This window comes from Stenotrophomonas sp. P5_A8, assembly GCF_056400545.1.
In genome coordinates this window covers 1-14,651 of the sequence record NZ_JBFULB010000077.1, presented here as the reverse complement: position 1 = coordinate 14,651, position 14,651 = coordinate 1, and the positions used below count along the sequence as shown (strand labels likewise).

Genomic DNA, 14,651 nt, shown 5'->3' with positions numbered 1-14,651 from the left:
GAAACCAACCATGACCGATCTGTATACCCAAGCGCTGTCCACCTTCGCCGCGCTGTTCGAGGAAGCCAAGGGCAGCGCGGAAATCGAACCCAACGCGATGACCGTGGCGACCGCCGACAGCATTGGCCAGCCGTCGGCGCGCACCGTGCTGCTCAAGGCCTTCGACGCACGCGGCTTCGTGTTCTACACGCACCTGGACAGCCACAAGGGCCGCGAACTGCGTGCCAATCCGCATGCGGCACTGCTGTTCCTGTGGCGCAGCCTGCGCGAGGCCGGCATCCAGGTGCGCATCGAGGGGCGCGTGGAGCAGGTGGAGGATGCCGAAGCCGATACGTATTTCGCCTCGCGTCCGCGCATGAGCCAGATCGGTGCGTGGGCCTCGCTGCAGTCGCAAACGCTGTCCTCGCGCGAGGAATTCGACGCGCGCGTGGCCACCACGGAGGCCAGCTTCGAGGGTCGCGACGTGCCGCGCCCGGAGGGCTGGAGTGGACTGCGCGTGGTGCCGCAGCGGATCGAGTTCTGGTACGGCGCGCAGTTCCGCCTGCATGAGCGCTGGTGCTATGAAGCGGATGCGGACGGGCAGTGGAGCAAGCGGATGTTGTTCCCGTAAGGGCCGATCGCAACGCTACGCCGGCGCGAGCTGGCGCAGCCATCGCCACAGCGTGGTACGGGAGACCCCCAGTTGCTCGGCGACCTTTTCACGGTTGCCGCCGCAGGCGGTGAGCAGACGCTGCAGGGTGGCCGCGTCCGGCCGGGCCGTGCCGGGCGTGCCCCGGCTCGGCGCCGTGGGCGAGGGGGTTGAAGACGCCGCGCTGCCGTTCAGTTCGGGAAGCCACGCCAGCATCTGTGCCATCGACAGTTCACCGTGCCCCTGCTGCCAATGGATGCGCAGCCGGTCGATCATGTTGCGCAGTTCGCGCACGTTGCCCGGCCAGGGGTACTGGCCAAGCCGCTGCAGGGCATCGGGGGTGAGTGGGGTGTCCATCGCGCCGAGCAGCCGGAAGAAGTGCGCCACCAGCAGCGGCACATCCTCGCGCCGTTCGTGCAGGGACGGCAGTGCGATCCGCAGCGCGGCCAGCCGGTAATACAGATCGCGGCGGAAACGCTGCGCCTCCACCAGCGATTCCAGCGTCTGCAGGGTCGCGGCGATCACACGCACGTCCACCGGCGTGGGTTCGGTCGCGCCCACCCGCAGCACCTCGCGTTCTTCCAGCACGCGCAGCAGGCGGGTCTGCAGCGGCAGCGGCAATTCGCCGATTTCATCCAGGAACAGCGTGCCGCCATCGGCCGCCTCCACCAGGCCGACGCGGCCACCGCGGCGCGCGCCGGTGAAGGCGCCTTCGTTGTAGCCGAACAGTTCTGCTTCCAGCAGCGATTCGCTGATCGCCCCGCAGTTGAGCGCCACCAAGCGCCCGCGTCGGCCGCTGCCGGCGTGCAGCTGGCGGGCGACCAGCTCCTTGCCGGTGCCGGTTGCACCGGTTACCAGCACGGTACTGTCGTGCGGGGCGTACAGCGCGATGCGCTCGCGCACCTGCCGCATGGGAGCGCTGTCGCCGAGCAGGGCGTGGTCGCTGTGCGGGCGCTTGATGGGACCGCGTCGGCGCGGCGCGCTGGCGCCGGAACGGGCCAGGGTCTGGGTCAGCTCCAATGCGTGTTCGAAGGCCTGGCGCACCGAATCGGCCGAGTACAGCAAGACGCCGGGCAGGCCGACCTGTTCGGCGTAGTCGATGGCCATGCCGGTGCCGACGATCACTTCGATGCCGTTGGCGCGCAGGTCGGCGATGCAGTCGCGGGCATCCTCGCGGGTGACGAAGCGACGGTGTTCGATATCCAGCCCGAAGCTGTGCTGGAAGCTGCCGAAGGTAGGTACGTCGGTGGCATGGGTCACCAGCCCGATCCGCGGGGCGATCCGGCGCGCGCGCGCCAGCGCTTCCATCAGGTCGAAGCCGTTGGCCTGGATCGGTACCAGCGGCACCTCCAGCCGGCTGCGCAGGTAGGCCGCGTTCGAGCCGCCGGCGATCACCACTTCGCAGTGCTCGCGACGCAGGCGCTGGCCGATGACATCCACGGCCTCCTCGAAACCGAGGTTGATCGGCACGATGCGCGCGCGGCGGTCGAACTCGGGGATCACATCACCGAGAAGGCCGGTCAGGCGCGACACACTTACTGTCCAGATCACCGGCAGGGCGCCGGGGTCGGGATCGGGCAGGCGCGAACGGTGGCGGGGCAGGCTGATCGACATGGGGGATGTTTCAATGTTTCAGTTCCAGCCATGTTACATCTGTTTCAATGCTGCGGAATGAAACATGTCTCCCCGGGGCCGGTCTCAACGAAATCAGACACTTGTCACTTGGCACGGCCCTTGCGCCTGTCCAAGGGTCAACCACGATGGAATGCCGAATGAGCACCCCTGTTTCCTCCGCTGGCGCGCGCTTCCGCGCCGCACTGGCTGCCGAATCGCCGTTGCAGGTGATCGGCGCGATCAACGCCAACCATGCCCTGCTGGCCAAACGCGCCGGCTATCGCGCGATCTACCTGTCCGGTGGCGGCGTCGCGGCCGGCTCGCTGGGCCTGCCGGACCTGGGCATCAACACCCTGGAAGACGTGCTGATCGACGTGCGCCGCATCACCGATGTTTGCGACCTGCCGCTGATGGTGGACATCGACACCGGCTTTGGCCCCAGCGCATTCAATATCGCGCGTACGGTGAAGTCGCTGATCAAGGCCGGCGCGGCCGCCTGCCACATCGAAGACCAGGTCGGCGCCAAGCGCTGCGGTCATCGCCCGGGCAAGGAGATCGTGTCGCAGGGCGAGATGGTGGACCGGGTCAAGGCCGCCGCCGATGCGAAGACCGATCCGGACTTCTTCCTGATCGCGCGCACCGATGCCATCCAGGTCGATGGCGTGGACGCGGCCATCGAACGCGCCATCGCCTGCGTGGAGGCCGGTGCCGACGGCATCTTCGCCGAGGCCGCCTATGACCTGGACACCTACCGCCGCTTCGTCGATGCGGTGAAGGTGCCGGTGCTGGCCAACATCACCGAGTTCGGTGCCACCCCGCTGTTCAGCCGCGATGAACTGGCCTCGGCCGGCGTGGCCATCCAGCTGTTCCCGCTGTCCGCATTCCGCGCCGCCAACAAGTCGGCCGAGAACGTGTATGAGACCATCCGCCGCGAGGGCCACCAGCGTAATGTGGTGGAGGCGATGCAGACGCGCGAAGAGCTGTACGACCGTATCGGTTACCACGCTTTCGAGCAGCAGCTCGATGCGTTGTTTGCCGCCAAGAAGTAAGACCGCACACTGTTTTCTGGAGGGATCATGAGCGACACCACTACCGCCCCCGGCTTCAAGCCGAAGAAATCCGTCGCCCTGTCGGGCACCGCCGCCGGCAACACCGCGCTGTGCACCGTCGGCCGCAGCGGCAACGACCTGCATTACCGCGGGTATGACATCGCCGATCTGGCCAACACCAGCGAGTTCGAGGAAATCGCGCATCTGCTGGTCCACGGCAAGCTGCCGACCCGTGCTGAGCTGGTTGCCTACAAGACCAAGCTGAAGTCGCTGCGTGGCATCCCGGCCGCGGTCAAGGCCGCGCTGGAAGAACTGCCGCCGTCGGCGCACCCGATGGATGTGATGCGCACCGGCGTGTCCGTGCTCGGCTGCGTGTCGCCGGAGAAGGACGACCACAACCATCCGGGCGCGCGCGACATCGCCGACAAGCTGATGGCCTGCCTGGGCTCGATGCTGCTGTACTGGTACCACTGGAGCCACAACGGCCGTGCGATCGACGTGGAGACCGACGATGACTCCATCGGTGGCCATTTCCTGCATCTGCTGCACGGTGAGAAGCCGCAGGATTCGTGGGTCAAGGCGATGCACTCCTCGTTGATCCTGTACGCCGAACACGAGTTCAACGCGTCGACCTTCGCCTGCCGCGTCATCGCCGGGACCGGCAGCGACATGTACAGCGCGATCACCGGCGGCATCGGTGCCCTGCGCGGTCCCAAGCACGGCGGTGCCAATGAAGTGGCCTTCGAAGTGCAGAAGCGCTACGACAGCCCGGACGATGCCGAGGCCGACATCAAGGCCCGTGTGGAGCGCAAGGAAGTCGTGATCGGTTTCGGCCACCCGGTCTACACCGTCAGCGATCCGCGCAACAACATCATCAAGGAAGTCGCGCGCGATCTGTCCGCCGAACAGCAGAACGTCAAGATGTACGACATTGCCGAGCGTCTGGAGTCGGTGATGTGGGACATCAAGAAGATGTTCCCGAACCTGGATTGGTTCAGCGCGGTCAGCTACCACATGATGGGCGTGCCGACGGCGATGTTCACCCCGCTGTTCGTGATCGCGCGCACCTCCGGTTGGAGCGCGCACATCATCGAGCAGCGCATCGACGGCAAGATCATCCGCCCGAGCGCGAACTACACCGGCCCGGAAGACCAGGCCTTCGTGCCGATCGACCAGCGCAAGTAAGACAGACGTACCGCACCCGTTCGCGGGTGCTTTGCGGACCAGGCCGGCGGGATGCCGGTCTGCTCCGTTGCGGCGTCGCTACTCCTTCTTCGCCGGTGTCACGACGCCCCGGCCCGCCAACAAGCAGCTATCGCCAGCCATGAATACTCAGTACCGCAAGAACCTCCCCGGCACCGCGCTGGACTATTTCGATACCCGTGCCGCCGTCGACGCGCTGCAGCCCGGTGCCTATGCCACGCTGCCGTACACCTCGCGCGTGCTGGCCGAAAACCTGGTGCGCCGCTGCGACCCGGCCACGCTGGAGCCCTCGCTGCGGCAGCTGATCGAGCGCCGCCAGGACCTGGATTTTCCGTGGTTCCCCGCACGCGTGGTGTGCCACGACATCCTCGGCCAGACCGCGCTGGTGGACCTTGCCGGCCTGCGCGATGCGATTGCCGATGCCGGTGGCGACCCGGCCCAGATCAATCCGGTGGTACCCACCCAGCTGATCGTCGATCACTCGCTGGCGGTGGAATTCCCCGGCTTTGACAAAGCCGCGTTCGAAAAGAACCGCGCCGTCGAAGACCGCCGCAATGAAGACCGTTTCCATTTCATCAACTGGACCAAGAAGGCGTTCAAGAACGTCGACGTGATTCCGCCGGGCAACGGGATCATGCACCAGATCAATCTGGAGAAGATGTCGCCGGTCGTGCAGGTGCGCGATGGCGTGGCCTTCCCGGATACCTGCGTGGGCACCGACAGCCACACCCCGCACGTGGACGCGTTGGGCGTGATCGCCATCGGCGTGGGCGGGCTGGAAGCGGAGAGCGTGATGCTCGGCCGCGCGTCCTGGATGCGCCTGCCCGACATCATCGGCGTGGAGCTGACCGGCCGCCCGCAGCCGGGCATCACCTGCACCGACGTGGTGCTGGCACTGACCGAATTCCTGCGCAAGGAGCGCGTGGTCGGTGCGTGGATCGAGTTCTACGGGGAGGGCGCCAACGCGCTGACCATCGGTGACCGCGCCACCATCTCCAACATGACGCCGGAGTTCGGCGCGACCGCGGCGATGTTCTACATCGACCAGCAGACCCTGGACTACCTGCGGCTGACCGGCCGCGAAGATGCCCAGGTCGCCCTGGTGGAAACCTACGCCAAGGCCACCGGCCTCTGGGCTGACGATCTGGTCACCGCGCAGTACGAGCGCGTGCTGCAGTTCGACCTCTCCACCGTGGTGCGCAACATGGCCGGCCCGTCCAACCCGCACAAGCGTGTGGCGACCACCGACCTGGCTGCGCGCGGCATCGCCGATGAAGGCAAGCTGGCCTCGGGCAAGCAGGAACAGGCCGATGGCCTGATGCCCGATGGCGCGGTGATCATCGCCGCGATCACCAGCTGCACCAACACCAGCAATCCGCGCAACGTGATTTCTGCCGCATTGCTGGCCCGCAACGCCAACCGCGCCGGCCTGACCCGCAAGCCGTGGGTGAAGAGCTCGCTGGCGCCCGGCTCCAAGGCGGTGCAGCTGTATCTGGAAGAGGCCGGCCTGCTGACCGAACTGGAGCAGATGGGCTTTGGCATCGTCGCCTTTGCCTGCACCACCTGCAACGGCATGAGTGGCGCGTTGGACCCGAAGATCCAGCAGGAAGTGATCGACCGCGACCTGTATGCCACCGCCGTGCTCTCGGGCAACCGCAACTTCGACGGCCGCATCCACCCGTATGCCAAGCAGGCCTTCCTGGCTTCGCCGCCGCTGGTGGTCGCCTATGCCATTGCCGGTACGGTGCGCTTCGATATCGAGAAGGACGCGCTCGGCCATGACGCCGACGGCAACCCGATCACGCTGAAGGACCTGTGGCCGAGCGATGCCGAGATCGACGCGGTGGTCAAGGCCAGCGTCAAGCCCGAGCAATTCCGCAAGGTCTACGACCCGATGTTCACCTTCAAGGTGGAACATGGCGCACCGATCAGCCCGCTGTACGACTGGCGCCCGCAGAGCACCTACMTCCGCCGCCCGCCGTACTGGGAAGGCGCGCTGGCCGGTGCGCGCAGCCTGACCGGCATGCGCCCGCTGGCGGTGCTCGGCGACAACATCACTACCGATCACCTGTCACCGTCGAACGCGATCATGGCCAGCAGCGCGGCCGGTGAGTACCTGGCGAAGATGGGCCTGCCCGAGGAAGACTTCAATTCCTACGCGACCCACCGTGGCGATCACCTCACCGCGCAGCGTGCCACCTTCGCCAACCCGAAGCTGATCAATGAAATGGCCGTGATCGACGGCCAGGTCACGCAGGGCTCGCTGGCGCGCGTGGAGCCGGAGGGCCAGGTCACCCGCATGTGGGAAGCCATCGAAACCTACATGTCGCGCAAGCAGCCGCTGATCATCATCGCCGGTGCCGACTACGGCCAGGGCAGCTCGCGCGACTGGGCCGCCAAGGGCGTGCGGCTGGCCGGCGTGGAGGCGATCGCGGCCGAAGGCTTCGAGCGCATCCACCGTACCAACCTGATCGGCATGGGCGTGCTGCCGCTGGAGTTCAAGGAAGGCGTCAACCGCAGGACACTGGGCATCGATGGCACCGAAACCTTCGACGTGCTCGGCGATCGCGTGCCGCGCGCCGAGCTGACCCTGGTCATCCACCGCCGCGACGGTGAACAGCTGCGGGTGCCGGTCACCTGCCGGCTGGATACCGCCGAGGAGGTGTCGATCTACGAGGCTGGCGGCGTGCTGCAGCGGTTCGCCCAGGACTTCCTGGAATCGGCGCAGGTCGCCTGATTCCACCCGCATCACCACGGCCCTGCACCGGGCCGTCTTTCCATCAGGACTTCGATATGGCGTTTCTCCCCCAGCTCCGCATTCCCGCCACCTACATGCGCGGTGGTACCAGCAAGGGTGTGTTCTTCACGCTGACCGACCTGCCTGCCGCTGCGCAGGTGCCAGGCCCGGCCCGCGATGCCCTGCTGATGCGCGTGATCGGTTCGCCCGATCCCTACGGCAAGCACACCGACGGCATGGGCGGGGCGACGTCGAGCACCAGCAAGTGCGTGATCATCGCCGCCGCATCGGTGCCGGATCATGACGTGGACTATCTGTACGGCCAGGTCGCGATCGAGACCGCGCTCGTCGACTGGAGCGGCAACTGCGGCAACCTCAGTACGGCCGTCGGCCCGTTCGCGATCAGTAACGGCTTCATCGATCCGGCGCGCATCCCGCACAACGGCACCTGCACGGTGCGGATCTGGCAGGCCAACATCGGCAAGACCATTCTGGCGCACGTGCCGATCGTCGATGGGCAGGTGCAGGAAACCGGCGATTTCGAGCTGGATGGTGTGACCTTCCCGGCGGCGGAGATCCAACTGGAGTTCCTGGATCCCTCCGACGATGGCGACGGCGGGGCAATGTTCCCCACCGGCAACCTCGTCGACACCCTGGACGTGCCCGGCGTGGGCAGCTTCCCGGTGACGATGATCACCGCCGGCATTCCGACCCTCTTCCTCAACGCCGCCGACCTGGGCTACACCGGCACCGAGCTGCAGCCGGCGATCAACGAAGACAGCGCGGCGCTGGCCCGCTTCGAAGCGATCCGCGCGCACGGTGCGGTGCGCATGGGCCTGATCGACAGCATCGACCAGGCCGCCACCCGCCAGCACACGCCCAAGGTGGCGTTCGTGGCGCCGGCACAGGATTACCTGTCCTCCAGCGGCAAGCGCATCGCCGCCGGCGACATCGACCTGCACGMGCGCGCGCTGTCCATGGGCAAGCTGCATCACGCGATGATGGGCACCGCGGCGGTGGCCATCGGCACCGCTGCGGCGATCCCCGGCACGCTGGTCAACCTGGCCGCGGGCGGTGGCGCGCGTGAGGCGGTGACCTTCGGGCATCCCTCCGGCACGCTGCGGGTGGGCGCGCAGGCCGCGTTCGTTGACGGGCAGTGGACGGTCACCAAGGCCATCATGAGCCGCAGTGCACGCGTCTTGATGGAAGGCGCAGTGCGGGTCCCCGCCGACACGGTGTAGGTTCAACAGGAGATCGCGATGTCCGGTYACGACAGCAACGCCACCCAACGCCCGCCGTGGGATACGGTGATGACCGACATCGTCGATTACGTGCGTGACTTCCGGGTGGCGTCGCCGCTGGCGTATACCACCGCACGCCACTGCCTGATCGACACCCTGGGCTGTGGCCTGGCCGCGCTGGCGTTCCCGGCCTGCAGCAAGCTGCTCGGGCCGCTGGTCCCTGGCATGCGCGTGATCAATGGCGCGCGGGTACCCGGGACGCGCTTCGAGCTGGACCCGGTGCAGGGCGCCTTCAACATCGGCGCGATGGTGCGCTGGCTGGATTTCAACGACACCTGGCTTGCCGCCGAGTGGGGCCATCCGTCCGATAATCTCGGCGGCATCCTGGCCACGGCCGACTGGCTCAGCCGCAATGCCGAGGCCTTGCGCCGGCCGCCACTGACCATGCGCGACGTGCTTGCGGCGATGGTCAAGGCGCACGAGATCCAGGGGTGCCTCGCCTTGGAAAACGCGTTCAACCGCGTCGGCCTGGACCATGTGGTGCTGGTCAAGGTGGCCTCCACTGCCGTGGTGTCGCACCTGCTGGGGCTGGACCGCGAGCGCATGCTCAACGCGCTGTCGCTGGCCTGGGTGGATGGCCAGTCGCTGCGCACCTACCGTCATGCGCCCAACACCGGATCCCGCAAAAGCTGGGCCGCCGGCGATGCCACCAGCCGCGCGGTGCGGCTGTCGCTGATGGCTGCGGCCGGTGAAATGGGCTACCCCAGCGCGCTGACCGCGCCGACCTGGGGCTTCTACGATGTGTCCTTCGGCGGTCAGGCGTTCCGCTTCCAGCGCGCGTATGGCAGCTACGTAATGGAGAACGTGCTGTTCAAGATCAGCTACCCGGCCGAGTTCCACGGGCAGACCGCGGTGGAAGCGGCGATGCAGCTGAACGCGCGGATGCGCGCGGCCGGCAAACGCAGCGAGGACATCGCGCAGATCACCCTGCGCACCCAGCAGGCATGCCTGCGCATCATCGACAAACCCGGCCCGTTGCATAATCCGGCCGATCGCGACCACTGCGTGCAGTACATGGTCGCCATCGCGTTGATCTTCGGCCGGCTGGTCGCCGAAGACTACGAGGACGATGTCGCCGCCGACCCGCGTATCGACCCGCTGCGCGCCAGGATCACCTGCGTGGAGGAGCCGCGCTACACCGCCGACTACCTCGACCCGGACAAGCGCAGCATTGCCAACGCGCTGGAGGTGGTGTTCAACGACGGCAGCCGCCTGGACGCTGAAGTGGAGTACCCGCTGGGCCACGCCCGCCGCCGTGCCGAAGGCATCCCGTTGCTGGAGGACAAGTTCCGCGCCCACTTGGCCGCCACCTTCCCGACCCAGCAGCAGCGCCGCATCCTGGATGCCTCGCTGGACCCGGTGGTGCTGGAGGCCATGCCGGTGCATGAGTATGTGGACCTCTACGTGGCCGGGTAGAGCCGAGCCATGCTCGGCTGCGCTTGCCGGCGGACTGGCCGTACGCCGSACATCGCCTCCTGCCCGCGTTTMAACCKCGGGGAAACCGCATCGRTCGGCAGGAGAACGGCTTCGGACCGGTTTGCCGCGCTGGCGCGCGGTTGCCGAGCATGGCTCGGCACTACCGTTGCACGTCGGGTTGCTGGGGCAACGGCGCCACGCTCGTCTGCCCGTCGCGGACAGGTACCGGGTAGAGCCGAGCCATGCTCGGCTGCTCTCGCCGGCGGACTGGGCGACGGAYTTGCCGGCGGACTGGCCGTACGCCGSACATCGCCTCCTGCCCGCGTTTMAACCKCGGGRAARCCGCATCGGTCGTCTGGASAAMGGCTTCGGACCGGTTTGMCGCGCTGGCGCGCGGKTGCCGAGCATGGCTCGGCACTACCGTTGCGCGTYGGGTTGCCCGGGCAAYGGCGCCATCCTCGTCTGCCCGTCGCGGGAAGGTACCCGGTAGAGCCGAGCCATGCTCGGCTGCTCTCGCCGGCGGACTGGCGTACGCCGSACATGCGCCTSCTGCCCGCGTTTAAACCKCSGGGAARYCGCATCGRTCGGCWGGAGAACGGCTTCGGACCGGTKTTCCGCGCTGGCGCGCGGTTGCCGAGCATGGCTCGGCACTACCGCGCGTCGGGATTGTCGTTGCGCGTCGGGATTGTCGTCGTGCGGGTAAGGGCGCCGCCGCCGTTCGGGGGGACCGGCCCTTATACTGGCCGCCTTGTTCAAGGAGCGACGTCATGGCTAGCCGCAGTCGGATCGGGCAGTGGAGCTGGAAGGGAATCGCGGGGCTGGCGCTGGTCGCCGGCCTGGCCATCGGTATCGGGGGCTGCAAGCGCAACGACAGCGGCCAGCTGCCGACACCGTCCGGCGCGCCGATCACGGCCAAGGCCGACAAGATCAGCGAGTTCACCCTGGTGCGGGCCTATCCCGACCAGAAGGGCGACGGCGTCTCGCTGGCGCTGGAGTTCTCGCGGCCGCTGGTGGGCACCCAGGACTTCGACAAACTGGTCCGCTTCGCCGAAAAGGTGGGCACCGAGGACAGCAGCTGGACGCTCTCCGATGACGGCCTGACGCTGCGCTACCCGTTCGTGGAAGCGGCCAAGGAATACAACCTGATCGTGTCGGCCGACCTGCTCGCCGCCGACGGCAGCCGGATMGGCAAGGAACTGCGCCAGAAGGTATTCAGCGGGGAGCTCAAGCCGGTTGCCGGCTTTGCCTCGCAGGGCAGCGTGCTGCCGGCCAAGGACAGCCGCGGCCTGCCGGTGGTGTCGGTGAACGTGCAGGAAGTGGACGTGGAGTTCCTGCGCGTGCGCGAGAAGGAGCTGCCCAGCTTCTTCAGCCAGTACCAGCGCGGCGGGCGTCGCGGCAGCTGGGAACTGGACAGCGAGTACGGCGAAAAGACCCCGATGTCCAAGCTCGCCGAGCCGGTGTACGTCAACCGCTTCGTGCTCGGTGGCAAGCAGAACGAGCGCGTACTGACCTACCTGCCTACCCAAGACATCAAGGAGCTGCAGGCGCCGGGCCTGTACTTTGCGGTGATGAAGCGCAGCGGCTCGTTCGACAGCGAGTTCGACACCGCCTTCTTCACCGTCAGCGACATCGGCCTGCACACCCGCGCCTACAAGGACAAGCTGTTCGTACACACCGCMTCGCTGCAGAGTGGCGCGGCGCTGAAGAAGATCGACCTGCGCATCCTGGATGGCAAGGGCGAGGTGGTGCTCAAGGGCAGCACCGACGGCAATGGCAATGCGCTGCTCAACTACACCCTGGATGCCAGCCACGTGCTGATCGCCAGCAGCGGCGCGGATACCTCGATGCTGCCGTTCAACCAGCCGGCGCTGGACCTGAGCGAGTTCGCCGTGGCCGGTCGCGACAACGCCTGGTTCGACGTGTTTGCCTGGTCCGGGCGTGACCTGTACCGCCCGGGCGAGACCGTCCGCATTTCCGCCCTCCTGCGCGACAACGACGGCAAGCCGGTCAAGCCGCAGCCGGTGTTCCTGCGGCTGAAACAGCCCGAYGGCAAGACCTTCCGCGAGACCCGTCTGCAACCGGGCGACCAAGGCTACCTGAGCTTCGAACAGCTGATCCCGGCCGAAGCGCCGACCGGCCGCTGGCAGGTGGAATTCCGCACCAATCCGGCCAGCAAGGAAGCCATCCAGGGCATGACCCTGCGCATCGAGGAGTTCCTGCCCGAGCGCATGAAGCTGGACCTGGACAGCGCGCAGAAGACCCTCAAGCCGGGCGAACCGCTCAAGCTGATGGCCGATGCGGCCTACCTGTATGGCGCGCCGGCCGACGGCAACCGCTTCACCGCGCGCCTGGCCGTGGCCGCAGAGCAGTCGCCGGTGGAAGCGCTGCCGGGCTATTTCTTCGGCGACCCCACGATGGAACTGCCGCGCGAAGCGCGCGACATCATCGACACCGAATTCCCCGCCGACGGCAAGCTGCGCCAGGACGTGGCCCTGCCCGACGAGGTCAAGCCGACCGCGCCGATCGCGGTGGTGGTGTCCGGCAGCGTGTACGAGACCGGTGGACGTACCGTCACCCGCACCCTCAAGCGGGTGATGTGGCCGGCGCCGGCACTGGTGGGCGTGCGCCCGCTGTTCAACCCCGATGACGGTGCCGATGCCAACAGCAACGCCCGCTTCGAACTGATGCGGGTGGACGCGGCCGGCAAGCCGCAGCCGGCCAAGGGCCTCAAAGTCACGCTGGTGCGCGAACTGCGCGATTACCACTGGACCTTCAACGACAACCGCTGGGACTACGATTTCACCCGCCGTTTCGAGAACAAGGAGACCCGCACCGTCGATGCCGGCAGTGCGGCCGCCGCGATCGATTTCCCGGTGGAATGGGGCGAGTACCGCCTGGACGTTTTCGACCCGGGCACCGGGTTGACCAGCCGCTATCCGTTCCGCGCCGGCTGGAGCTGGAACGATGACAACCGCGGCCTGGATGCGCGTCCGGACAAGGTCAAGCTGGGCCTGGACAAGACCGGCTACAAGGCCGGCGACAAGGTCCGCGTCACCGTCACCCCGCCGCATGCCGGCAAGGGGATCCTGATGGTGGAAAGCGACAAGATGCTGTACGTGCAGGAGATCGACGCCAAGCCGGGCAGCACCTTCGACATCCCGGTCACCGCCGAGTGGGAACGCCACGATGTCTACATCACCGCGTTGGTGTTCCGCGGTGGCAGCGCGCCGAGCAAGATCACCCCGGCCCGCGCGGTCGGCGTGGTGCACGTGCCGATGGACCGCAAGGCGCGGCAGATCGCGGTCGGCTTGTCCGCACCCAAGCAGATGCGCCCCGAGCAGACCCTGCCGGTGGCGGTGAGTGCGCCGCAGCTGGCGGGCAAGGTCGCGCATGTGACCGTCTCGGCGGTGGACGTGGGCATCCTCAACATCACCCGCTTCCCGGTGCCCGATGCGGCCGGCCACTTCTTCGCGCAGCGACGGCTGGGCGTGGATGCCTACGACATCTACAGCCGGGTGATCGAAAGCTTCGACGGCAGCAGCGGCAAGCTCAAGTTCGGTGGCGACATGGCGCTGGCGGCGATGCCGCAGGCCAAGCGTCCGACCGCGCGGGTGCAGACCGTGGACCTGTTCTCCGGCCCGGTGAAGCTCGATGCCAAGGGCATCGCGCGGATTGCGCTGAAGGTGCCGGACTTCAACGGCACGCTGCGCATCTCCGCGCTGGTGTATTCCGATGACCAGTACGGCAAGCGCGACATGGAGACCATCGTGCGCGCGCCGATCCTGGCCGAAGCCAGCATGCCGCGGGTGATGGCGCCGGGCGATCGCAGCACGGTCACCCTGGACGTGCAGAACTTCACCGGCAAGCCGGGCGAGTTCAAGGTGCAGGTCGATGGCATCGGTCCGCTCACCCTGGGCGAACCCAGCCGCACGCTGCAGCTCAAGGCCGACGCCAAGACCACGCTGAGCTTCCCGCTGACCGCGCGCGAGGGCTACACCGTGGCCAAGGTGCGGGTGCGGGTGGACGGCAACGGCTTCAAGGTGGACCGCCGCTAKGACCTGCCGGTGCGTGCGGCCTGGCCGCAGGTGCTGCGCGCGCAGACCCGCACGCTGGATCCGCTGGCGGCGGTGGAGATGGGCACCGGCCTGGCCGATGGCCTGATGGACGACTCGGTGACCGCGCGCATGCTGGTCAGCGCGCTGCCGCCGATTCCCTTCGCCAGCGCGCTCAACGGCGCGTTGAAGTACCCCTACGGCTGCGCCGAGCAGACCACCAGCAAGGGCTATGCCGCGCTGATGCTGGACGAGGCGACCTCGGCGATGCTCGGTGCCGACGGGCTGGATGCCAAGGCCCGGCGCGAACGCATGGAAGGCGCGTTCGGCCGGCTGGCCTCGATGCAGGTGGCCAACGGCAACTTCTCGATGTGGGGCGACGACGGCTACGTCAATCCGTGGCTGACCCCGTACATCGCCGAGTTCCTGCTCGACGCCAAGGACGCCGGTTTCGCGGTGCCCGACAACGTGCTGCAGAAGGCGCTCAACCGCCTGAGCGAAGACCTGCTGTCCGGCGGCAACCAGTTCTACGGCGAAGACCGTCGCGAGAACCTCAAGTTCGCCAACCAGGCTTATTCCGGCTACGTGCTGGCACGGGTCAACCGCGCGCCGCTGGGCACGCTGCGCGCGCTGTACGACAACGAGCGCAGC

The 14,651-nt window shown here is 67.4% G+C and carries 8 protein-coding genes; 7 read left to right on the top strand and 1 reads right to left on the bottom strand.

All coding sequences use genetic code 11. The features are described 5' to 3' along the window. The first annotated feature begins 10 nt into the window (after nucleotides 1-10). Nucleotides 11-610 (top strand): pyridoxamine 5'-phosphate oxidase, encoded by a 600-nt coding sequence (pdxH, locus tag AC1DQP_RS07895; protein WP_457321389.1) that lies wholly within the window; start codon nucleotides 11-13, stop codon nucleotides 608-610. Between the two features lie 15 nt (nucleotides 611-625). Here pdxH and prpR read toward each other — a convergent pair whose 3' ends face one another. After that, on the bottom strand, nucleotides 626-2,242 hold the full coding sequence (gene prpR / locus AC1DQP_RS07890) for a propionate catabolism operon regulatory protein PrpR (RefSeq protein ID WP_478051383.1): 1,617 nt from the start codon (nucleotides 2,240-2,242) through the stop codon (nucleotides 626-628). Between the two features lie 158 nt (nucleotides 2,243-2,400). Between prpR and prpB the strand changes: the two genes are divergently transcribed. The 6 genes from prpB to AC1DQP_RS07860 all read left to right on the top strand — a co-directional run. After that, nucleotides 2,401-3,291, top strand: coding sequence for a methylisocitrate lyase (gene prpB / locus AC1DQP_RS07885; protein WP_457321206.1), 891 nt, complete (start codon nucleotides 2,401-2,403; stop codon nucleotides 3,289-3,291). A gap of 27 nt (nucleotides 3,292-3,318) precedes the next feature. After that, nucleotides 3,319-4,476: a bifunctional 2-methylcitrate synthase/citrate synthase gene (prpC, locus tag AC1DQP_RS07880; protein ID WP_478051382.1), complete on the top strand. Its 1,158-nt coding sequence runs from the start codon at nucleotides 3,319-3,321 to the stop codon at nucleotides 4,474-4,476. A gap of 139 nt (nucleotides 4,477-4,615) precedes the next feature. Then, entirely contained in the window at nucleotides 4,616-7,231 is a 2,616-nt protein-coding gene (acnD, locus tag AC1DQP_RS07875; RefSeq protein ID WP_478051381.1) for a Fe/S-dependent 2-methylisocitrate dehydratase AcnD, read from the top strand. Nucleotides 7,232-7,287: 56 nt separating this feature from the next. Further along, the gene (prpF, locus tag AC1DQP_RS07870) at nucleotides 7,288-8,472 is read left to right on the top strand and encodes a 2-methylaconitate cis-trans isomerase PrpF (RefSeq protein WP_478051380.1); all 1,185 of its coding nucleotides are present in this window, start codon (nucleotides 7,288-7,290) and stop codon (nucleotides 8,470-8,472) included. A gap of 18 nt (nucleotides 8,473-8,490) precedes the next feature. Next, complete coding sequence (locus AC1DQP_RS07865) at nucleotides 8,491-9,948, top strand: bifunctional 2-methylcitrate dehydratase/aconitate hydratase (protein WP_478051379.1); 1,458 nt, start codon at nucleotides 8,491-8,493, stop codon at nucleotides 9,946-9,948. Between the two features lie 767 nt (nucleotides 9,949-10,715). After that, nucleotides 10,716-14,651: alpha-2-macroglobulin family protein (locus AC1DQP_RS07860; protein WP_478051378.1), on the top strand; the 3,936-nt coding region annotated here is incomplete at its 3' end.